General features: G+C 40.5%; 19 protein-coding genes. 16 read left to right on the forward strand and 3 right to left on the reverse strand.

Annotated features, from left to right (window positions below):
* Both DSBG_RS17560 and DSBG_RS17565 read left to right on the forward strand, forming a co-directional pair.
* Positions 1-1,487: glycosyltransferase family 39 protein (locus DSBG_RS17560; protein WP_068965678.1), on the forward strand; the 1,487-nt coding region annotated here is incomplete at its 5' end.
* 197 nt (positions 1,488-1,684) lie between these two features.
* Positions 1,685-2,296, forward strand: a complete 612-nt coding sequence (locus tag DSBG_RS17565) for a hypothetical protein (RefSeq protein ID WP_068965680.1) — start codon at positions 1,685-1,687, stop codon at positions 2,294-2,296.
* Positions 2,297-2,507: 211 nt separating this feature from the next.
* Here DSBG_RS17565 and DSBG_RS17570 read toward each other — a convergent pair whose 3' ends face one another.
* The 3 genes from DSBG_RS17570 to DSBG_RS17580 all read right to left on the reverse strand — a co-directional run bounded on the left by DSBG_RS17570 (position 2,508) and on the right by DSBG_RS17580 (position 5,089).
* On the reverse strand, positions 2,508-3,437 hold the full coding sequence (locus DSBG_RS17570; RefSeq protein ID WP_068965725.1) for a DMT family transporter: 930 nt from the start codon (positions 3,435-3,437) through the stop codon (positions 2,508-2,510).
* 62 nt (positions 3,438-3,499) lie between these two features.
* Positions 3,500-4,312: a TrmB family transcriptional regulator gene (locus DSBG_RS17575; RefSeq protein WP_068965682.1), complete on the reverse strand. Its 813-nt coding sequence runs from the start codon at positions 4,310-4,312 to the stop codon at positions 3,500-3,502.
* Between the two features lie 270 nt (positions 4,313-4,582).
* Positions 4,583-5,089 (reverse strand): type II toxin-antitoxin system HicB family antitoxin, encoded by a 507-nt coding sequence (locus DSBG_RS17580; RefSeq protein WP_068965684.1) that lies wholly within the window; start codon positions 5,087-5,089, stop codon positions 4,583-4,585.
* A 272-nt stretch (positions 5,090-5,361) separates the two neighbouring features.
* Here DSBG_RS17580 and polA point away from each other — a divergent pair, with 272 nt between their 5' ends.
* The 14 genes from polA to DSBG_RS17645 all read left to right on the forward strand — a co-directional run bounded on the left by polA (position 5,362) and on the right by DSBG_RS17645 (position 22,211).
* The gene (gene polA / locus DSBG_RS17585; RefSeq protein WP_068965686.1) at positions 5,362-7,986 is read left to right on the forward strand and encodes a DNA polymerase I; all 2,625 of its coding nucleotides are present in this window, start codon (positions 5,362-5,364) and stop codon (positions 7,984-7,986) included.
* 9 nt (positions 7,987-7,995) lie between these two features.
* On the forward strand, positions 7,996-8,817 hold the full coding sequence (gene mutM / locus DSBG_RS17590; protein ID WP_068965688.1) for a bifunctional DNA-formamidopyrimidine glycosylase/DNA-(apurinic or apyrimidinic site) lyase: 822 nt from the start codon (positions 7,996-7,998) through the stop codon (positions 8,815-8,817).
* Positions 8,818-9,067: 250 nt separating this feature from the next.
* A complete protein-coding gene (locus DSBG_RS23810; RefSeq protein WP_242877717.1) occupies positions 9,068-9,370 on the forward strand; it encodes a hypothetical protein in 303 nt (100 codons plus the stop codon).
* Positions 9,262-10,137 carry an IS4 family transposase gene (locus DSBG_RS17595; RefSeq protein ID WP_242877719.1) on the forward strand — a complete coding sequence of 292 codons (876 nt, stop codon included), beginning with the start codon at positions 9,262-9,264 and terminating at the stop codon, positions 10,135-10,137. The genes DSBG_RS23810 and DSBG_RS17595 overlap by 109 nt, the downstream gene beginning before the upstream one ends.
* A 542-nt stretch (positions 10,138-10,679) precedes the next feature.
* Positions 10,680-11,771, forward strand: a complete 1,092-nt coding sequence (locus DSBG_RS17600) for a GerAB/ArcD/ProY family transporter (protein WP_068965690.1) — start codon at positions 10,680-10,682, stop codon at positions 11,769-11,771.
* Between the two features lie 25 nt (positions 11,772-11,796).
* Positions 11,797-13,407 carry a spore germination protein gene (locus tag DSBG_RS17605; protein WP_068965693.1) on the forward strand — a complete coding sequence of 537 codons (1,611 nt, stop codon included), beginning with the start codon at positions 11,797-11,799 and terminating at the stop codon, positions 13,405-13,407.
* Positions 13,408-13,417: 10 nt separating this feature from the next.
* Positions 13,418-14,578 (forward strand): Ger(x)C family spore germination protein, encoded by a 1,161-nt coding sequence (locus tag DSBG_RS17610; protein ID WP_068965695.1) that lies wholly within the window; start codon positions 13,418-13,420, stop codon positions 14,576-14,578.
* Positions 14,579-14,975: 397 nt separating this feature from the next.
* Entirely contained in the window at positions 14,976-15,860 is an 885-nt protein-coding gene (locus tag DSBG_RS17615) for an ABC transporter ATP-binding protein (protein WP_068965697.1), read from the forward strand.
* Positions 15,861-15,864: 4 nt separating this feature from the next.
* Positions 15,865-16,662 carry an ABC transporter permease subunit gene (locus DSBG_RS17620; protein ID WP_068965726.1) on the forward strand — a complete coding sequence of 266 codons (798 nt, stop codon included), beginning with the start codon at positions 15,865-15,867 and terminating at the stop codon, positions 16,660-16,662.
* Between the two features lie 132 nt (positions 16,663-16,794).
* Complete coding sequence (locus tag DSBG_RS17625; protein ID WP_068965700.1) at positions 16,795-17,592, forward strand: DUF2705 family protein; 798 nt, start codon at positions 16,795-16,797, stop codon at positions 17,590-17,592.
* Positions 17,593-18,376: 784 nt separating this feature from the next.
* Positions 18,377-20,218: an ABC-F family ATP-binding cassette domain-containing protein gene (locus DSBG_RS17630; RefSeq protein ID WP_068965702.1), complete on the forward strand. Its 1,842-nt coding sequence runs from the start codon at positions 18,377-18,379 to the stop codon at positions 20,216-20,218.
* Between the two features lie 63 nt (positions 20,219-20,281).
* On the forward strand, positions 20,282-20,941 hold the full coding sequence (gene ytaF / locus DSBG_RS17635) for a sporulation membrane protein YtaF (protein ID WP_068965705.1): 660 nt from the start codon (positions 20,282-20,284) through the stop codon (positions 20,939-20,941).
* A 10-nt stretch (positions 20,942-20,951) separates the two neighbouring features.
* Positions 20,952-21,566, forward strand: coding sequence for a dephospho-CoA kinase (gene coaE / locus DSBG_RS17640; protein ID WP_141694358.1), 615 nt, complete (start codon positions 20,952-20,954; stop codon positions 21,564-21,566).
* A gap of 63 nt (positions 21,567-21,629) precedes the next feature.
* On the forward strand, positions 21,630-22,211 hold the full coding sequence (locus DSBG_RS17645) for a lytic transglycosylase domain-containing protein (RefSeq protein ID WP_068965710.1): 582 nt from the start codon (positions 21,630-21,632) through the stop codon (positions 22,209-22,211).
* Positions 22,212-22,252: the final 41 nt, after the last annotated feature.

The raw sequence follows: 22,252 nt of genomic DNA on the forward strand, positions 1-22,252 counted from the left end.
ATATGAGTCAAAGTACAGGTCAAGATTTAGGTCAAAGTACAACTCAGAATGCAAATCAAGCGCCAAATGGACAGTTCCAATCACCAGATGCAAGTCAGAGAATGAAACCCGCTAACAGGGCTATGCCTAATACAATGACCAGCGGAAGTACTAAGGCGAGTGCTGCTGATTATACCCTCCAAATTGTTGCCTATGCTATTGCTTTCTTAATTATCTTCCTTGCAGCCTATTACCTGGTTACCAGGAAAAAGGTAATAATCCAGCCAGGTAACGGAAAATTTCTAATCCTATCCTTACTTGGTGTTGGATTGCTCTTGCGAATTTCTCTGGCTACGTTGATGACCGGTCATCCTTTTGATCTTAATACCTTCAAAAACTGGGCTACCACTGCTGCCAATAACTTCTCTCAATTTTATCAAGGGCGTAACGCCAGCGACTATCCGCCTTTGTATATTTATGTTTTATTTCTAATTGGCAAAATTGGAAGCATCTCTGCACTTAGCCCTTATTTCACTTTGCTCTTAAAACTTCCGTCCATAGTAGCAGATATCGCTACGTCCTTCTTGATTTATAAACTCGCCAAAAAATATCTTGCTTTGGAAATTAGCATTTTACTAGCCGCATTTTACATCTTCGACCCGGCAGTTCTTATTAATTCGACGATATGGGGCCAGGTGGATTCTTTCTTCACTCTAATTATTGTCGCGGCGGTTGTTTTGCTTTCCGAAAAGAAAATCGCGCTGGCCTCTGTCTTGTTTACGGCTGCTGTACTCATGAAGCCGCAGGGGATTATCTTTTTACCCGTACTTTTCTTCGAACTAATCAGGCGAAAAAATTTAACGAGTTGGCTAAAAGTTTTCATCTCAGCTTTGGTTACAACTCTCGTGGTTGTACTTCCCTTTTCTTTGAACATGAATGGACTATGGATTTTTAAACTTTTTGCAAGTACGCTAGCTGAGTATCCCTATGCCTCTGTTAACGCCTTTAACTTCTTCAGTTTATTGGGAGCGAACTTTGCCAAAGACGCAGGTACACTGTTTGTACTCAGCTATCACAATTGGGGTCTGATTGCCATTGTTATGATTACCGCATTTTCATGGTTTGTCTTTATTAAAGGGAAGAGTAGGATAAATGCCTCCGCTGTAGCACTCCTTTTGATTGACGGTGTCTTCACGTTTTCGACTAGGATGCATGAACGATATTTATTCCCAGCCGTTGCCCTATCGATTCTAACCTTTATATATCTTAGAGATAAACGCTTAATACTGTTAGCAGCAGGGTATAGCACGACTATTTATATCAATACACATTATGTTCTCTATGAAACGCTGAGCGGTATAAATTCCGTATCATATGGTCCTATCCTCATAGTTACTTCTCTCTTAAACGTTTTAATGTTCGTATGCCTGCTTAAGGTTTTATACGATGCTGCGCATAGAGAAAGGAGGGGATGGAGCAGGGTAAGTTCTCCGAGAGTCTTATCATAATCAATTAGCACTTAAAACTTAAAACTTAAAACTTTATGCCCTTTAGGACATAAAGAAAACTTACTTCAGATGGAGTGTTATACTTCATCTGAAGTTAAGTCGAACTAGGAACTACGAACTACAAATTATGTACCACAACTAGTTCATAGTATAGCCATCAATCAAACTATTATAAAAACGAAGGAGGAATTTTATTAATGGAGAAACAGAGTTATGTTCAAAAATTAACCAGAAGCACGAGATCTTGGATAACAGTTGGGATGTTAATGTCTCTGACGATAATTGGAGTAGTTGGTTGTGGTTCACAAAAGGCAACTACAACACAATCATCCTCTACAACAGAGGCATCCGCTGACTCTGAAATGCAACCAACAACATCTAGTCAAGATAATCAAGGTCAGACTTCCCAAAAACTGACACTAAATCCTGCGATTGAAGCCGCTATGGGGATACGTCGACTCCAAGGTAACCAGCAGATGGTTTTAACAAGCGATCAGAAAGATAAAATCAAACCAATCCTGCAACTCTTAATTGATACTTCGAACCCAAGTCAAGATTTTCTCCAAGAAAAAGCAGATGCCATTACAGCGGTATTTACTGACCAACAAAAAACGTATTTGAGTACAAATGCGAAGCAAGGTGATCCGAACGGAGGGCCCAATGGAGATAGCCAAAATGGGCAAGAACCGTCAAGTGAACAACCAAAAGATCAATCCAATGGACAAAATGGTGTTCCGAATGGCAAAGCATCTGTTCCTTCAAGCCAACCACAAGACATATTTAAACAGGTATTAGCTTCTTTAACATAACTTCAAATTCCATGAAGGACTCTAATATGACTCTTAAATAGAGATTTTAGGCTTCAATACAAATATATGAAGCCTAAAATCTCTTAGTTTGCATAATTCTTTTGTCCCGTGGAAGTATGAGCGTTGCTTTTATAATGCGAGGTGGTACGTTTCTTAAGTTTTAGCCATTTATACATGGAAAATAATGTGCTAAATAAAAGAAATTCCTAGGTTATAGAAGACTCCCATTAGCAGCACCTAAATGTTTGACTCTCGATTCCGGTCGTGTAGCTAAATAAACGCCGGTAATTACAATGGCGGCAGCGATTAGCTTAATAAGTGTAATTGACTCACCTAAGATTGTTACAGACTGGATAATCGTAAAGATTGGCACTAAATTAATAAAAATGGCTGTGCGCGGTGCGCCAATGCGTTGAATGGCGACCATCTGGAAAAGGTAACCTAATACGGAAGCAAACACACTCATATACAAAATGGAGAGCCATCCCCTCAGTGTTGCTGAAGATAGATATGTGGCAGGGTTTTCCCACAAAACGAAAGGAATGGAAATAACAACACAGATCAAGAATGTATAGGCAGTGACCATAAGCGGTGATAGAAGATATTGCTTCATATACCTGCGGCTGAGTAGCGAATAGACTGCAAAACAACAGACCGCGAGCAGCATAATTAAGTCTCCTTTGTTAAATTGAAATTGGGAAATTAACTGCAAATCTCCATTCGTAATGAACAGGAAGACTCCACTAAAAGATAAGAAAATACCCAATAACCTCCAGAGAGTTAAGCGTTCGCTAAAGAACACTGCAGCTAGAATTGTTGTAACCATGGGATTCATAGCTCCGATAAGTGATGAATTAATTGCTGTAGTATATTTTAGTGAAGTAAAAAACAAGGCATGATAACAAAACGTGCCGACGATCCCAAGCAGGATCAGCGCAGACCATTGTCTGCCCCGCGGAAAAAGGTTTTTGGGTTCTCTAACATATAAAATTATAAAAATTAAAGGTAAAGCAAAGAGAAAACGAAAGAAAGTCAGGGCAAATGGAGGAAATTCTCCTACGGCTATTTTGCCGGTAATAAATGCGCCCGACCAAAAAATGGTAGTCAGCACCATTAGTAAGCGAATCTGCTTATCAGACATCTTTAGCGCTCCTTTTTCTAGTAGTAAGGCATCACTTAATAATTTAAGGTAGTTGCCTTTTTTCACAAGCTAGGAGGTAATAGTTTTCGGCCGAAAAATTCCTCCATCTCAGGCAAAATCCAATTATCGAGTTGTTTTCCTTGTTCTTTTATAAGGCGGTTAACAAGTACGTCATGCCAAATATAATCCTCAAGCAAATAGATATGAACAGAATCATCAGTATAAAAGGCATTACTGTCGCGTTCTGCAGAATGGCCGTATAGTAGCTCGCAACTATCAATCGAAAGAATGAACCAATTCTCTGAACGTAACGAAGACATGTAATCGTTAAGGCGATGACTGTAAAGCCCCTCAAGTGGTTGAAAAACCTCAAAAGTAATACCACGTAGGCGACGCCCGTTATGCACTGCTTGCTGGAGGTCTGGCAGTAGTTCATTGTACATCGTATCCCAGACTGAAAGGATTATTTGATTTTTCGCCCTGCGAATTAGAATGCGGCAAAATGCCAAAATGTTATCCTTTCCTCGCAAAGTAGAAATGTAAGTATCCTGCTTTTCACCTTGGTTTTCAATCGCCTTTAATTCTTTTTCGGCAAAAGAGAAATCAGTTAGCCAGCTATTGCGAATCCTTTCGAGAAAGACGCTTACCGGAAGACAGGTGTAGGTTTTCACCCCTTCGGCATTTTCCTCAGTCATCACAATCCCCTGCTCAACCAAAGATTCTAAAGTATCATAGATCCTAGCTCTGGGAATACCGGACACTTTGCTTATGGAGGAGGCATTCGATGGACCACTTCTAACAAGAGCTTGATATGCTTTAGATTCGTATTGAGTAAATCCGAAGCGTTGAAGGATCTCGCTTAAATCTCGAACCATTTCGGAGCTCCTTTCTTAACAAAATAATCGCTCCCCCGATATGTAACTACTGGAGTAGTATCACACAAATTGTACCAATCTCTAGACCGGTAGTCAATCGTAATGATAACTAAAGTTACTATTTCATCTGCAAGATGCGACTGCTTGACAAGTAGAGGGTATTTCTCGTAGGAGAGTTGCAAAAGCAACAAGTCAGAGTGCTTAAGTTAAAACGCTCTGACTTGTTGCTTTTGATGTTGGCAGTGTTATATGTAACGATAGATTCGCCGTTTAAGCCGATTCTTTTTTTTCCTTCGGCTTGTCCTTCCAGCCCTCCCATTCAGGAGCTTTACCCAGTTCACTTTTCATGGATTTTGACAGTATAGTCCAGGGGCCTATACTGAGAGTTGGAATCGCTGGAGATAAATGAGTCAGCATAATTCCCAGGTGTCTTCGAAATGCCTTAGTCCCCCTGTCTTCAGGAATATCAAATTTCTCGATAATTCCTAACACTTCACTTATATCTGAACAGATCGAGCCATTTGCTTTTTTCTTATGTGATAGGAAGAAACCTACAACATCGTTGTTGCTGCTCTTTTGCTCATCCATTGTTTCATCCTCTTCTATAAATTGTAGTTCATTAATCTTATCAATTGCTTCTCTTAATTCCGCTGCTTTTTGGATCACCTCGAGAAGATCCTTCCCTTGGGTTGTACAGCCATCAACCTCGAGTATTTCTGCTAACCAAAGTCCTCCTTCTTCATTAAGTGAGCTCGCAATCAAAGTACAGTCTTTCATTTATTCAGCCTCCCCCTAAAGAAATTGTAATTAATAATTCAACATTCAAATTTACAATTCCTTCCAAGAGGAAATTTAGTTTCGTCTATTTATGATTGTTTTAGCCTTGTTGTTCCTAAGTTATTATTCATCAGACAATTTTCACTAACATTAGAATATTAACGAGGGAATGGCTGATATTTATTGGATGCCCCTGGGAATTCAACGTAATCGTTTGTTAGTAGGCAGTGGGTATGATATAGTAAAACGCGAAAGATTGGGGGGTTTTTTAGATGCCACGGATGGTGATTTTAGACGGAAACAGCCTTGCGAATCGCGCCTTTTATGCTTTGCCGCCGTTGACCACGGCCGATGGGCGTCCAACAAATGTATTACATGGTTTTTTGACCATGCTTTTTAGGTTAGAGCAAGAACAGCATCCAGATTCTTGGGTGGTAGCTTTCGATAAAACCAAAGCAACGGTACGGATTGAACAGTACGCTGGATATAAAGCACAGCGAAAAGAGACCCCGGAGGGATTACGTCCTCAATTTGATTACCTTAAAGAAGTCTTAACGGAATTAGACGTGCCCGTGCTTGAATTGGCTGGTTATGAAGCGGATGATCTTATTGCCGCAATTACTAAACAAGCTGAAACACAAGGGATGGAAATTCAGATCTACACGGGAGACAGAGATGCTCTTCAACTTATATCTCCCAAGACAAATATATATTTGACCAAAAAAGGGATTAGTGACGTTGAATGTTATGATGAGCATGCCTTATGGGAACGTTACCAGTTGCGTCCTTACCAAATCATCGATCTTAAAGGGCTTATGGGGGACACCTCGGACAATATACCTGGGGTTCCCGGTATTGGTGAGAAAACTGCACTGAAATTGCTCTGGGAGTTTGAAACGGTTGAAGGCGTACTAGCGAACGCGAATAAAGTTTCTGGGAAAAAACTGCAAAGTAATTTGAAAGATTTTGCAGATCAGGCCCTGCTGAGTAAAAAATTAGCTACGATGTTGAGCGAAATTCCGTTGGAATTTTCTATAAATGATTTTGTTTATCGCCGCTCACAAGCGACAAAAGCGTTGCCAGTTTTTCAAAAGTATGATCTGAAGAGTGTGACTCGTCTATGGCAAGAGCGTCATCAAGATGATGCGGAATCGCTGGAAGAAAATCCTGATGAGTTGTTAGAAGATTGGCCGGAACGCACGCTTTCAGAAGAGGGCTGGCTGGTACAGATTGAAAAGTGGCAAGCAGAGAAAGTCTCACTCACTATAGCCTGCCGTTATGAAGGAACGGGTTTACAAGGTGGTCGTTGGCTGGAGTGGGGAGTAGCTACTCAGGGTGAGGTTTTCACGTTGACACGTAAGGAAGCATCCCCAGGCGTTATCAAGGCGTGGTTAGATCTGTTGGGCAATGATCAGGTTCCCAAAACCTTGGCGGATAGTAAAACAGTGGCTTTGTTGTTGGACAATGAAGGCATCTCCTTAAAACGCGTAAGGTTGGATCTGAGCTTGGCATCCTACTTGATTCAATCCACGCGGACTAAATTTGCCTCGCTGGATTTAGTCAAAGAATACGTGCCGAAACAAAAGGTGTTCCAGAGCATTGCAGAGGAAGCTGCTGCTTTAGCCCAAGTTGCGCCCAAGTTTAATGAAGAAATTTCTGTGCTGGGACTTATGACTTTGCTCCATGAGATTGAAGAACCGTTAAGTCTGGTACTTGCGCAAGTGGAACGTCATGGAATTGCAGTTGATGCAGAACAGTTGACTAGTTTCGGTGATGGGATAAGCATAACCTTAAAACAGCTGGAGCAAGACATATGGGCTTTAGCGGAGAACACCTTTAACATAAATTCGCCTAAGCAGTTGGGAACGATTCTTTTTGAAAAACTAGGTCTTCCTACAGCTAAGAAAACTAAAACGGGATATTCTACTGATGCTGAGACGTTAGAGGAACTGCGTTCCGCTCACCCAATTGTAGAGAAGATTCTCGACTATCGGCAATTGAATAAACTGATGTCCACCTATGTGAATGGGTTGCTCGCTCAAATAAAGGATGGCCGAATTCATACGACGTTTCAGCAAACTGTGACGGCAACGGGTCGTTTGTCAAGCACAGAACCTAATTTACAAAATATACCCATTCGACTTGAGCAGGGTCGGCAGTTAAGGAAAGTCTTTCATTCCACGGAACCAGGTTGGGTGCTCCTCTCGGCTGATTACTCCCAGATTGAGCTGCGGATTTTAGCCCACTACTCTCAAGATCCGCTACTCTGTGAATCCTTTGCACTGGGACAGGATGTTCACACTCGAACGGCCGCGGAAGTCTTTGGTATCTCGCTTGAAGCAGTCACTCCGAACATGCGCCGGAGTGCCAAGGCAGTTAATTTTGGTTTGGTGTACGGGTTAACGGAGTTTGGTCTGTCGAGGGATTTAGGGATTCCGCGGAAAGAATCCAAATTTTACATCGAGCAGTATTTTAAGCGCTATAGTGGAGTTAAACGTTATCTCGAAAATGTTGTAACGCAGGCTAAAAAAGAGGGTGAAGTCCGAACGTTGTTAAATCGCTTGCGACGTATTCCAGAGTTGCTGCACTCTAATCGGGTTCAACGCCAGTTTGGAGAACGCATTGCCATGAATACACCAGTGCAAGGGACCGCAGCCGATATTATGAAATTAGCCATGATTAATGTCGCCGAAGGATTGAAACCCTTTCGAGCGGCTATGTTGCTCCAAGTTCATGATGAGCTTTTGCTCCAAGTGGCTCCTGAGGATTTAGAGGACGTAGCACGCATGTTGATCGATAAAATGGAAAACGCTTGGCCTCTTTCTGTGCCCCTGACTGTGGAATGTAAAGTCGGACCAAATTGGTATGATATGCAGCCGTTTAAACCGAAGGATTAAGGAGGATATATGCCAGAACTTCCTGAAGTTGAAACAATTCGCCGGACATTAGTCAAACATGTTAAAGACTTAAAAATTGAGGAGATTACTCTCATTTGGCCCGCTGCTGTCGTTGGTTGGGAGGACAAGACCTTTGAAGGCTTAGTCACTGGTCGACGGATTCAAACAATCGAACGACGAGGCAAATATCTGCTGATTATGTTAGATGAGGATTTGACGTTAATTGCTCATATGCGGATGACCGGACGTTTGAATTATTTCGCTGAAAAGAAGGAACCGGAAAAGCACACGCACGTAGTTTTTCGCTTAGAACACGGAGAGCTGCATTTTTCAGACACGCGCAAATTTGGGCGCATTCAAGCGATACCAACGCCACTATGTATTTGTAAATCCTCTTTGCAGAAGCTTGGTCCAGAGCCCTTGGGAGAAGGTTTTACACCTGCCGTACTGAAAGAACGTTTCGGGAAGAAGAAGGTCTTTTTAAAAGCCGCGTTACTTGATCAGACCGTTCTAGCAGGAATGGGGAATATCTATGTTGATGAATCCCTTTTTTTGGCAGGTCTATCTCCTGATCGTCGAGTAGATACCCTATCCGAGGAAGAAATAGTAAAATTACATCATGCAATCCAAAAGGTACTCCAAGCAGGAATTGATGCTCGAGGTACATCGTTTCGAGATTATCGAGATGCAAATGGGGAAAAAGGCTTATTTGAACAAGCGCTTCAAGTATATGGAAGGGGAGGGAGGTCGTGTAAAGTTTGTGGGCAGACGTTAGAACGAATACGTCTGGCCGGGAGGACTACAGTTTTTTGCTCAAGATGTCAGAGGTAGACCTTGAAGAGCAACTTCAATAATAACAACACTGGATAAGCCCGATCAGAGTGATATGCTCCCCTTGTAGTCAATGTCATTAAGTTAAGGCCTGAAAAACACAACCATCCAGATTAAGATGGTTGTGTTTTTCTTATACATACAGGTGGGCATATAAAATTTATCAATTGTAAAAAAACACTTGACAAATAAATAAAAAATCGAAGGCTTCGCCTTGAAAATGAGGACATTTTTAAGGAGGCTTTCTAAAATGAAAAAGAAAGCATATCCAGAGCAGGTACGAACTGCACTGCACCAAGCGATACGCTCAATCACAGCAGATTTACCGGCTTGCGTGAAACGACCAGGGCAAGATTTTTCACGCGAACGCAAATTATCACTGCATACTATGCTGCTTATGCTTGTAGGCATGGGAGGCAATAGCCTTTCAAAAGAATTATATGATTGGCTGGGCTATTCGTCAGAGACTGCAACCGCTTCAGCATTTGTCCAACAGAGAGACAAAATTCGTCCAGAAGCACTGAACTACTGTTTCACGAATTTACAAGATTAGCAGTACCGGAGAATTCATTACAAGACTACAGGCTGCTCGCTGTTGACGGTTCGGATTTGAGACTTCCGTCAAATTCAAATGATGGATTCTCCTCCATCAGGAACAGCGAAGATAGCAAAAATTACAATCTTGTGCATTTGGACGCTATGTATGACCTGATTGGCAAGGTTTATGTCAATGCATCCGTGCAACCCAAGAAAGGCATGAATGAGCATAAAGCCTTACTATCCATGGTAGACCAGTCTGAAATCAGCGGAAATGTAATTGCAATCATGGATCGGGGATATGAGTCATTCAACAATATCGCTCATTTTCAGGAGAAATCATGGTACTATATCATCAGGGCGAAAGAATCCTATGGGATTATATCAAGGCTTTCTCTGCCAGATTGCCCGGAATACGATGAAGAAATCATGTTAACCCTCACCCGGCGCCAAACCAAAGAAACGTTGTCGCTTTTAAAAGCATACCCCCATCGGTATCGATGGATACAACCACATACGACATTTGACTTCATTAAACCGAAAGATTCCAAGTTTTATGATTTGCATTTTCGTGCCGTTCGCTTCGCTATTGCTGATGGTGTGTATGAAGCGGTTTATACAAATCTCAATGCCGAAGATTTTCCGCCGGAGAAAATAAAACAGTTCTATAATCTGAGCTGGGGAATTGAGACATCTTTTAAGGAGCTTAAATATGCTGTGGGTTTGGCAAGTCTGCACAGTAAAAAGAAGGATTTTATATTGCAAGAGATTTTTGCCAACTAATTCTATATAATTACTCTTCCATTATCATGCACCACATCAGTATTTCGGAAGATTTGCGAGTAAATTTTCCAGTGGCTTTAAATATATGTCGTCAATTTTTGAGAGAGTTAATTCCAGCGGTCCAAGTTCTTAAACTGATAGGTAAGCACCTTTCCCCAATACGCCCTGGCCGACAATTTCCTAGATATCAAAATCCGATTTCAGCAGTAGGGTTCCAGTACAGAATTATTTGAGATTTAACATGTGTGATAGGACTTTTACAGATGCTTTTGTGTTGCTCAAAATTCAAAAACACCTGTGTTTTCTATGTTATTCCGTGTATGCGACAACCCCAGCGGTATCACTTTTCTACCGCTGGGGTTTCTCATGAGCTTAACTTAATGACATTGCCCTAAAGGTAGACAGTTAAAATAACAAAACTGTTTATTTGTAAGGAGGAGCTTTCTTATGTCCCACAAGTAGAATCTAAACTGACCTACATAGAAAAATCCAGAAAGGTTACAATAACTTCTAGGTCTTGATGAATATGGGAGATAAAAATATTGGAAAAAGTAAAAATATCAACCAGACAATTTACCTGCATGCTCTTTTCCCTTTTGTTAAGTTCGCTTATGTTTGGTTTACCTCGAATTTTGATTGAACAAAGTAAACAAGACGTTTGGCAAGTAATGCTCATAACGTTTGTTATCGATGCTGTACTTGCCATAGTTTACTTTATCCTCGGTATGAGGTATCCTCAGCAAACGATGTTCGAATACAGTGAGACTATTCTGGGCCCATGGATTGGCAAGGTAATAGGCCTTTTATTTGTCCTGTTTTTCGGGTATATGTTACTGGTAACCTTAAAAATTGTGAGTGAATTTGTGGATACGGTACTCTTGACAGAAACTCCAGAACTATTTATTAATTTTGTTCTGCTTTTGGTGAGTTTCTATGCGGTCAATGCCGGTTTAGAGGTCATTGCCAGGTTGAGCGAAATCGTAGCTCCACTCATACTTATTCCATTGCTGATCATTTTGACATTTAGCTTGAATCGAGTTGAACTAGAAAACTTACGACCATTTTTTCAACATAACATCTGGGAACTACTTAAGTCTAGCCTTCTACCCATTAGTATGTATGGAGTCTGCATCGTCATGGGGATATTTATGGCTTATCATAACAGGCCTAAAGAGAGTCTTAAAGCAAAATGGATTGCTATCGGGAGTGTGACCTTTCTGTCCATTATGACATTGATATCCCTAATTACTATTTTCGGTATAAGTTATAGCAGCTTGCAAATATATCCAGTATTTCGTCTTGCTCAGATTATTAAAGTTGGTAACTTTTTTGAGCGCATTGAAACTTTAGTCATTATATTTCAGATTGCCGGTGCCTTTGTAAGCCTAGTTATATTCTATTATTCAAGCGTTCTAGGGTTAGCCCAGATTTTCAAGATACAAAGGTATCAGACGTTGACGCCCTATTTTGGAATAATTATTCTTATTCTATCAGTGTTTATATTTAGTAATATCACGGAAATGAATCAATTTACCGAGACAATTTTCCCTGTCTTGGCTCTGTTTATCGAAGTCTTCCTGATCATTATGTTGCTTATTGTCAGCTTAATACGTCACGGAATAAAGAAGAACTGAATTTTAGGAAAGGGGGAGCGCTATATTGTTAAAGAGACTTAAAAAGCTAAGGAAACTAAAGAAATTGCCGGCTTGCGGTCAACCGAATACAGAGAACGCTAGCCGTCCTCCCTCTAATGAACCTGATGCCGAAATGAATATACTCACTTCGCTCCTAACAACCAATCTTATCGTTTTGAAAGAGCGGTTTCAGGGTAGTGTAGATATTGTTTTTCGTGAATTTAAGGTTGGCTTTGACCCAAATAAGAGCGCGGTTCTAATCTATATCGACGGTATGGTTAATTCTGAATCAATAAATGCAACGATCTTGAAACCCTTAATGTTTGATCACGAAAGGGAAGAACTATGGAAAGAGCTTAATCAACATGATTTACTTTCGTTTATAAGGGATTATGCAGTGCCCAATAACAAAGTGCAGGAATTTAGCCAGCTTCAAGATATTATTGATAGCATATTAAGAGGAAATTCGGCTTTACTCCTAGACGGCTTTAATTCAGCTTTGATTTTCGATAGTATTGGGTTCGATAGTCGTGTCATACAAGAGCCAGCGACTGAATCTGTTGTGAGAGGACCTCGGGAAGGCTTTAATGAGAGTTTGGGGACAAACCTCTCACTATTACGGCGAAAAATAATTAATGAAAACCTTATTTTAGAACAATTAAATTTGGGAACTCGAACGAGAACCAAAGTCTGCTTTGCCTATTTAAATGGAGTTGTCAACGAAAAATTAGTAAATGAAGTCCGAAGCCGTCTGCAAAGAATCGATATCGACGGAATTTTGGAAAGCGGATATATTGAACAATTGATTGAAGATGCGCCAGTCTCAATCTTTCCCACGGTGGGCAATACGGAAAAACCGGATATTCTAGCTGCGAAGCTGCTAGAAGGGCGCATTGGTATATTAGTCGATGGCACGCCTATTGCATTGACAGTTCCTTATCTTTTGGTCGAAGCTTTGCAAAGCTCAGAGGATTATTTTGCTCGAGCATATTATGTGACTATTGTTCGCTGGATTAGGATTGTTTCCCTAATGTTTGCTCTTTTTCTTCCGGCGGTATATATTGCTATCCAGAGTTTTCATCCGGACTTAATTCCGACCCCTTTGTTAGTAAGCATGGCCAAAGCCAGAGAAGGAATACCTTTCCCTGCCTACGTGGAAGTTTTTCTAATGGGAATGGTCTTTGAAATATTGCGAGAGGCTGGAATTCGCATGCCTCGTCCGATCGGGCAAGCAGTTAGTATTGTCGGGGGCTTAGTCATTGGTGAAGCGGCATCAAAGGCGAATTTAGTCAGTGATACAGTCATTATCTTTGTGGCCTTAACCGGTATCGCCAGTTTTGTCATCCCATCTTTAGGGGATGCTATTCCAATTAGTCGTCTCTTTCTCATGACTTGGGCAACTATTCTTGGCATATTCGGCATCCTGATGGGAAGTATAATCCTGCTCATTCATTTACTAAAACTACGCTCGTTTGGGGTCCCCTACATGGCACCGCTGGCTCCAGCAAATCTTAACGATTTACAGGATGTTCTTATTAAGACTCCTACTTGGGCCTTAAATACTCGTCCCCGGATTTTAGGTACATGGAATTCAATTAGAGGACGCTCAAGCAGGCCATCCCCAAAGAAAAAATGAGGTTAGACCTATGCGAAAAGTAAAAAGGGTAATCTATTTATTATTAATCTTAGGGATTCCTTTGTTGATAAGTGGTTGTTGGGACCGAAAGGAATTAGAAGGAAGGGCAATCATTACGCTGATAGCTATTGACAAAGGGAAGAATAATGAAATCAAATTTTCTGTTCAAATTGCCCGCACCTCCGATTCACCGGCATCAAGTAGTGAAGGTAGTTCTGGAGGTGAAAGGGATAGTGTTATTATGAGTAGCACTGGAGATACCGTCTTTGATGCTATAAGAAATCTTGTTTTAAAGTCTGGGCGCAAATTGTATTATCCCCATAATACGGCTATCATCCTGGGTAATGGGATAGCCACGGAGGGAATCCTTCCTGTACTTGACCTTTTCAACCGGGACGCTGAAATGCGTCCACTTACTTGGGTATTAGTTACTCCGGGAGAAGCAGCCGATATCCTTGAAGCCCAAGCCACTTTGGAGAGTCTATCGGCCAAACAGCTTGATATGATGCTTATGGATTTTGGAGCATCTTCAAAAACAGTAGCTACTAACCTACTGGATACAATGAAGCAACTAGCTTACGATTCGCCGGGGGTTGTCCTCAGTAACATTGAACCAGACCTCAGCAATCCCAAAAAAACTTTGCTTCTCAACGGTGCTGCTGTCTTCCGGAGAGACAAGCTTATTGGAAGGCTGGATCTCCTAGAAACTAGAGGTTATTTGTGGACCCAAGATAAAGTTAAATCTGGAATCATTACCTTTCCCTGTCCGGGTGAGGAAAATAAAAAAGTTTCCATGGAAATTAAGAAGGCTAAGGGGAAAATTGAACCGGATATTACCGATGGCAAATTGAAGTTTACGATTACTGTAAATGTAGTATCTCGTTTGGCTGAGCAAGCGTGTCTCACAGATTTGGGCAATCCTGAAGAGCTCATGGAGTTAAAGAAGAGTCAGGATGAGGTAATAGAAAAAGAGATCAGGAACATTGTTGACAAAGCCCAAGACAAATACGGTACGGATATTTTAGGATTTGGGACTGAGTTAAGCCGAAAATTTCCACAGGAATGGCAAAAAATGAAAGATAATTGGACAGAGGAATTCCCAAAAGCTGAAGTGAATATCGTTGTTAATTCAAAGATCTCTGACATTGGTTTGGTTAAGAAACCGTTTTAATCATCATGGGGATCAACCGTATAAACTTCGGCTAGGTCTCTTAATCAGACAAACTCTGGAAAGTATTTTCTTAGAAGATAAGGTAAGCGAAAAGGCCTCTAGGGTAGATGTTCTCATTTACCCTAGAGGCCTTCCACATTGGTCATCTTTATTTGTAGGGATATTACTTGTCGGAAGGATTCAGGGTTTGGCCTGATCTAATATAGAAATGGATATTTGATTAAAGTTATGTAAAGAATTATAGATAAAAGGAACAAACCTAATACTCCAGTAATGAACGGAGATACACCGCTTCTATCTATGGCTTAAATCTGGGGTAGTTAGCGAATGCCCAAAATTATTAAGTTATGGTAGTTATAGAAATATTTCCAAATTGATTTATAAAGGAGACGTAAAAATGAATGTTATAGAAATAAACAATTTGACCAAGTATTATGGCAACGAGCGCGGAATTATTGATGTTAATTTTAATGTTCAAGAGAAAGAAATTTTTGGTTTTATTGGACCCAATGGTGCAGGAAAGTCAACGACCATTAGGACTCTATTAGGGCTGATTTATCCCACAAGTGGCAGCGCTAAAATATTTGGAAAAGACAGTATCAAGGAAGGCCCGGAAATTAAAAAAGAGATAGGCTATCTACCATCAGAAGTCTTTTACTATGACAAAATGAAAGTGATTGATCTCTTGAAATACTCTGCTAGCTTTTATGAAAAAGATTGTAGGCAAAGAATTAATGACTTAGCAGAAAAAATGGATCTAAATCTTAATAAAAAGATTGATGATTTGTCCTTCGGCAACAAAAAGAAAGTTGGAATTGTTCAGGGACTACTTCATGAACCCAAACTGATTATTCTAGATGAACCTACCAGCGGGTTGGATCCTCTAATGCAGCAAAAGTTCTTTGAACTATTACAAGAGGAGAATAATAAAGGGGCGACAATCCTATTTTCATCTCATATTTTAGGTGAAGTGCAGAGAATGTGTAATCGTGTTGCCATTATTAAAGAAGGTAAAATCATACAGCTTGAAAAAATTAGCGCCTTACAAGAAAACAACTATAAAAAAATCAAACTCCAAACTACTGCGAATTTAGACCGAAATTACTTTAATATTGATGGAGTCAGTAATTTAGAGGCAAAGCAAAATATCATTAGTTTTTTATTCAAAGGCAATCTTAATTCGATCATGAAAAAGATCTCCGAGATAGATTTAACCAATGTCTGGGTGGAGGAGCCCGACCTTGAAGAAATCTTTCTGCATTTCTATGAAAAAGGGGCCTAAAGCTATGAATATGTTTCTCCATGAATTAAAAGCTTATCGGAAATCCACAATTATTTGGACATTAGCCTTAATGGCCTTAGCTATTCTTTTCCTTTCTATGTTTCCCTCATTTTCTCGGGAAGCGGAAGACTTTAAAAAATTATTGGAAGGGTATCCAGAGACAATAAGAAGGGCCTTGGGGCTTTCTGTGGAGAATATAGGTTCTATTTTAGGATTTTATTCTTATATCTTTTTATATATTTCACTTGTCGGTGCAATCCAGGCCATGAATTTAGGTACGTCTATTGTTTCCAAAGAAGTACGTGATAAAACAGCAGATTTCCTCTTAACCAAACCTGTCACTCGTTCGGAAATTATGACCGCCAAGCTTTTAGCGGCTTTAACCTCCCTAGTCATTACGAATGCAGTTTATTTAGCAACTGCAATCACGATGGCCTCTCTGGTGGAGACAAAGGAGTTTAACACTAAAATTTTCGTTTTGCTATCGCTGACATTATTGTTTCTTCAACTTATTTTCTTGGCTTTAGGAACCATCATTTCTGTCTTGATTCCTAAGATTAAAGCTGTACTTCCTACCTCATTAGGTTCGGTATTTGCCTTCTTTATCATCGGAGCGTTAGCTTCGACAACGGGAGATGATGCGTTGCGTTATATTTCGCCTTTTAAATATTTCGATTTTGCCTATATCGTGCAGAATTCTCGTTATGAGTCTTCTTTTGTGATCGTAGCCATTGCTTTTATTGCTGTAGCGATTACTGCTAGTTATTTCATTTATTCCAAGCGCGATATTCATGCGGTGTAATAGGTAAGGGGACACACCTGCTGAAGGACAAGGTGCTTAGGACAGGAATGTCCCCAATAATAGCAATGTCCGCGATAATAGGTAATCTGGTGGTAATAGGATTGTTTCCAATTATAAAGGAGTTAATAAATTATGAATGTCTTCAAAAGAGAAATGAGAGCCAATAGGAAAGCTCTTATCATATGGTGTATTGGTGTGGTCTTTATGATTGTCAGTGGTATGGGTAAATATGTAGGTTTGTCAGCCTCGGGTCAATCGATCAATGACTTATTGGCTCAAATGCCCAAATCTCTAAAGGCAATTATGGGTATGGGGACCTTCGATTTATCAACGGCTACCGGATATTATGGCATGCTCTTTTTTTACTTGGCTATGATGGCCACGATTCATGCATCGATGCTTGGAGCAAATATCATTGCCAAAGAAGAACGGGATAAAACAGCGGAGTTTTTGTTTTTAAAACCAATTTCCAGAAATAAAATTATATCCTCAAAACTATTAGCATCATTAGTCAATATTGTGATCTTTAACCTAGTAACGTTTGTTTCCTCGATTCTTATGGTCCAAAAGTATAGCAAAGGGGAAGGGGTTCTTGCTGACATAGCAAAATTAATGCTTGGAATGTTTATCTTACAACTTATATTTTTGTCTATCGGTACAGCAATAGCTGCTACCAGTAAACACCCTAAGAGTGCTCCATCCCTTGCTACTGGGATACTTCTGCTCACATTTATCTTATCTATTGCTATTGATCTAAACAGTAGGATGGAAATTCTTAAATACCTAACACCTTTTAAATATTTTGACGCTAAAAACCTTATATACACCCGAGGCTTTGAACCTGTTTATCTAATTTTGTCAATTGTAATCGTCGCAGGATTATCTTGGGCGACTTATGTATTTTATCAAAGTAAAGATTTGAATGTGTAGTTAAAAGATCAAGAAAGGGGCGTGCGAAACTAATTTCGGTTTCGTACGACCATCTTATAAGCCGTAGCTTGAAAAAGTCTTTGACGAAAATCGACTAATTATTGAGCAGCATTTGTATAAAGTGGTTACAACGCTGGAAGCGGACAGTTTGCTGCTAGCATAAGTCGTGCCTTCATTTGTTGTCCCCTTGGTGAGTATGATGCCAGCATGAAATGAAAATATAACAATATTGCTCTTATTTATCAATAGGTAATTGCAAAAAGTAACGTAAAATTCTAATTTTGCATTTAAAATAAAAAAAGGTAACGTTAATGCGTCTAATATGTATAATAAGCTAGATTAAGGAAAAACATTGATCTTAAAAAAGAGGTTAATAGTTATAAATGAGTATTTATTAAATAAGACAGGAGGTAAACCACAGATTAGAAATGTTTATTACGTTTTGTTGTAGAAGGTTAGAGAATTTTGAACCTCAGATATAATACAACGGTTGAAACAAAATTTAAGGTTATTCTAAATGTAGTGTTGTATCCCCAAAAAAGGGGTTCTATAACAACTTGAAAGCACAATAGTAACAGTCCCAATTCGCCTGAATATAGGCCACAGAATGCGGCACAATCGTTTGTTTGATAGCATTGGGTATGATATAGTAAAATGCGAAAGATTACGTTGCTTTTTAAACATTTTAGATAAGAAACTTCTTACTATCTATAAGTGACTTCCAGATAGTATGGAACTAAAGTTATATTTTCTGATTAGTAAAACAAAGGGGCCAGCTTGAAAAATGAGTATATTATTTTGCCGAGATTGCGGCGTTGATATTTCGGGTGATCCGCTTTTTCGACGGGTCAATTTTGCTCTGGAAAGCGGGGAAAAGGCAGCTTTGGTCGGCCCTAATGGGACAGGGAAGACCACCTTAATCCGAGCTTGCTTAGGTGACATACGTTTAGAAAGCGGCGAAGTGCAAATTCTTGGCTCCTACGGATACTTGCCCCAGACGCCTATCATTGAGGATGAGGGGAGCGTTTTTGAGTGTGTCCTTCAAGAACGGGCAGATTTGTTACAATTGCAGGAGCAGTTACGTGAGTTAGAAGGAAAGATGGCTCTCACCGATAGTGAGAAAGTCATGGAACAATATGCTGCTTTGACAGAATTATTTGAACGCCAGGGCGGGTATGCTTTAGAGGCCTTAGTACGAAGAATTTTGGCCGGACTTGGGCTGGAAGCAGAGATGAATTCATTGATCACCACTTTGAGCGGGGGGCAGAAGACGAGATTAGCCTTATGTAAGCTTTTGTTACGAGCGCCCGAACTCTTAATTTTGGATGAGCCTACCAATCACTTGGATATCGCAGCTCTGGAGTGGCTAGAAGGGTATTTACGTGATTATCCAGGGGCCTTGCTCATTGTTTCACATGATCGCTACTTTTTGGATCGCACAGTATCAAAAGTTTTTTGTCTGGAAAATGGTGGACTAAAAGGGTATAGTGGAAATTATTCTGAATACGAACTTCAACGTGTTTTGGAGCACATAACTATTAGCCGCGAAGCAGAGCGATTAGCAAATAAAATTTCCAAACTTGAGGAGTATGTGCGAAGAAACAAGGCCGGTGTCAATTCGAAACAGGCCCGCGGTCGGGAAAGTCAGCTACAGAAGCTTAAACCGATTCAGGTCACAAAAGTAGACCACGGACTTGCTATTTCATTGGGAAGTGGAGGTCGAAGTGGAGACCGAGTCCTTTTAATGGAGAATCTATCAATTACCTATGGAGCACGAACACTATTTTCTAACGTAAAATTGGATTTAAGACGAGGCGACAGAGTTGCTTTATTGGGTAAAAACGGCATTGGCAAGACCTCGCTGTTAAAGGCAGTTCTCCAGCAAACCCCTTTTATGGGAACGATACGCTTAGGAGCTAATGTGAAGGTTGCGTACTACTCCCAAGAGCATGAGAATCTGGGCAGATCGGGTACAGTGATGGACGAAATCCGGGGTGTTTCGATGTTAAAGGACCCGGAAATTAGAAGTCTCCTCGCTCGCTATGGCTTTAGGAAAGATGATGTTTTTAAGCTCGTTTCTGTATTAAGTGGGGGCGAAAAGAGTCGTCTGGCTTTATGTAAACTTTTTCTAGAACAAGGAAACCTGTTATTGTTAGATGAACCAACAAATCATCTTGATGCGGAAACCCGTGGAGTACTTGAAGAAGCACTTCAAGAGTATGATGGGACAGTGCTGGTTGTTTCCCATGACCGCTATTTTTTGGACAAAATTGTCAATAAAATTGCTGAACTTACAACTCAGGGTTTGATACTTTATGAAGGAGATTACACTGGGTTCAAGGAGTATAAACAGCAAGAGGAAACAGTGGCTGCCCCAATTGAGCGGAGTTCTAAGTCGAGTTATCAAGATCAGCAGGAAACGCGCACTGTGGCTCGAGAGAAAAAGCGAATGAAGCAACTTGAAATAGAAATTGAAGAGTTAGAGGCGTTACTTCAAACGTTAGAATCAGATCTAGCTTTAGCGGATACAAATTATGAATTAGCTATGAAGCTTCATGAAGAGTGTGAAAAGGTAAAGAAACGCCGAGATAGTGTCTTGGAAGAATGGATAACTGGAAGTGATTAGTTTCACCAAATAGCATAGTAACCCATATATTATCCTGAAGTTGCAAGGTGGGGGGATACATATATGGGGGTAGCTTTGCTGATGGCAGTGGCTTTAAGTTTGGATGGATTGGGTGTCGGGTTGGCTTACGGATTACGTCGTATTCGCTTACCTTTGAGTTCTCTTATGGTCATTGCGCTGTGTACTGTATTTGCAATGGGTATATCTATGCTTTTTGGCAGTTGGGTGACATTATGGCTCAGGTTTATTCCGGCGCGTTCATTGGGAGCTTCTATTTTACTGTCCCTGGGAATTTTTCAATTGGCCAGAGCGATATGGAACAGTAAACAGGAGACTTTTCCGCAAGCTGTTCCGGCAATCGCTGCAGTCCATCCAATAAACGTACCGAAGCCCGTTTTCAAAGTTCAATTGAATTTTTTGGGATTAGTGATCCAGGTATTAAGAACACCTCATATAGCAGATGTTGATGGCTCAGGAGGAATTAGTCTTCGAGAAAGTATTTTGTTAGGGAGTGCGTTGGCAATGGATGCTTTTGCCAGCGGAATTGGGGCCGCAATGGCAGGAATGACGCTATCTGTTATTGGAATCGTAGCTTTGACCCAAATTATAATGTTACGCTTAGGTCAGCAGATGGCCGGAAAGATCCCGGAAAACTGGACTGCCAAAGCGGAATATTTGCCGGGTACGGTGTTAATCTTAATCGGATTGGGCAAATTGATCTGAGGTGATGCATGTGTTGACTATTGGACTTACGGGTGGAATTGGGAGTGGAAAATCGACCGTAGCTGAGTGGTTAAGAAAGCAGGGAGTTCCGGTGCTTGATGCCGATAAAACGGTTCACCATTTGTTGCAATCGGATTTGTCAACCATTTCAAAGCTGATTCATGAATTTGGGTCTGAGATCCTAGGTCTAGATGGGCAAATTAATCGTCCAAAATTAGGTCAACGGGTTTTCTGTGACGAAGATGCACGAAAGCGCCTAGAGCGCATCGTGCATCCAAACGTACTGAAAAGCATGAAAGATGAACGAGCCGCGCTTCGAGATGCCGGAGCTGAATTTTGTGTGTGGGATGTACCTTTGCTTTTTGAAACAGGGTTTGAACAGTTTGTTGACGAAGTTTGGGTTGTGTGGGTACCCAGGGAACTTCAGATTTTGCGTGTTATTAAGCGGGACAAGCTGAGCCGTAGTGAGGTAGAGGCCCGTCTGGCTGCACAAGGGTCTTTAGATGAAAAGCGAAAGCGAGCGAATGTGGTTATTGATAACTCCGGAAGCGAATTGGACACAGTATCCCAACTTAAAGAAGTATGGAAAGAATTACAAATGAGGCAAAGGTTCAGAAATTCATAATAGATGATACTTGGTAAATACACTTAAGGTAAGTACCAAGCCAGATCGAGAAGAGGAGATGGGATGGATAAAAAGAGACTGCAACGTTGGACGAGTGGTCGGAAAATCTGTATGCTTATTTTACTCGCCATCCTTACGGCTTATTGTATAATGAAAATTCCGGTTTTGGAGAAAATTATTTATCCATATCCCCATCGCGACATCATAGAAAAGTATGCCGACCAGTATGGAGTTGATCCTTTATTTGTTGTTGCTGTAATTAGAGAAGAAAGCAAGTTCCTTCCACAGTCGGAATCGCATAAAGGCGCAATAGGGTTAATGCAGTTGATGCCTAGTACGGCGAAATCAATCTCTGAAAGTATTGGAGACAAAACTTATAGTGACAATGATTTACTTAGTCCGGAGAAGAATATTCAATACGGAACATGGTATCTCGCTAGTCTCCAGAAAGTGTTTTCTAATAATACCACGTTAGTGATCGCTGCCTATAACGGTGGTAGAGGACATGTGCAAGAATGGATTGAAACTGGTCAAATTGATCCCAAGAATATACGTCAACAAGATATTCCGTTCAAGGAAACAAGGGATTATGTAGATCGTGTCTTGAAAAGTTATCAAAAATACATTACACTTTACCATAATTAAGATACCTCGCTGAGATACCGAGTGCTCAAAGAGATTAGATG

This window comes from Desulfosporosinus cupriresistens (assembly GCF_001707885.1).
GTDB lineage: Bacteria > Bacillota > Desulfitobacteriia > Desulfitobacteriales > Desulfitobacteriaceae > Desulfosporosinus.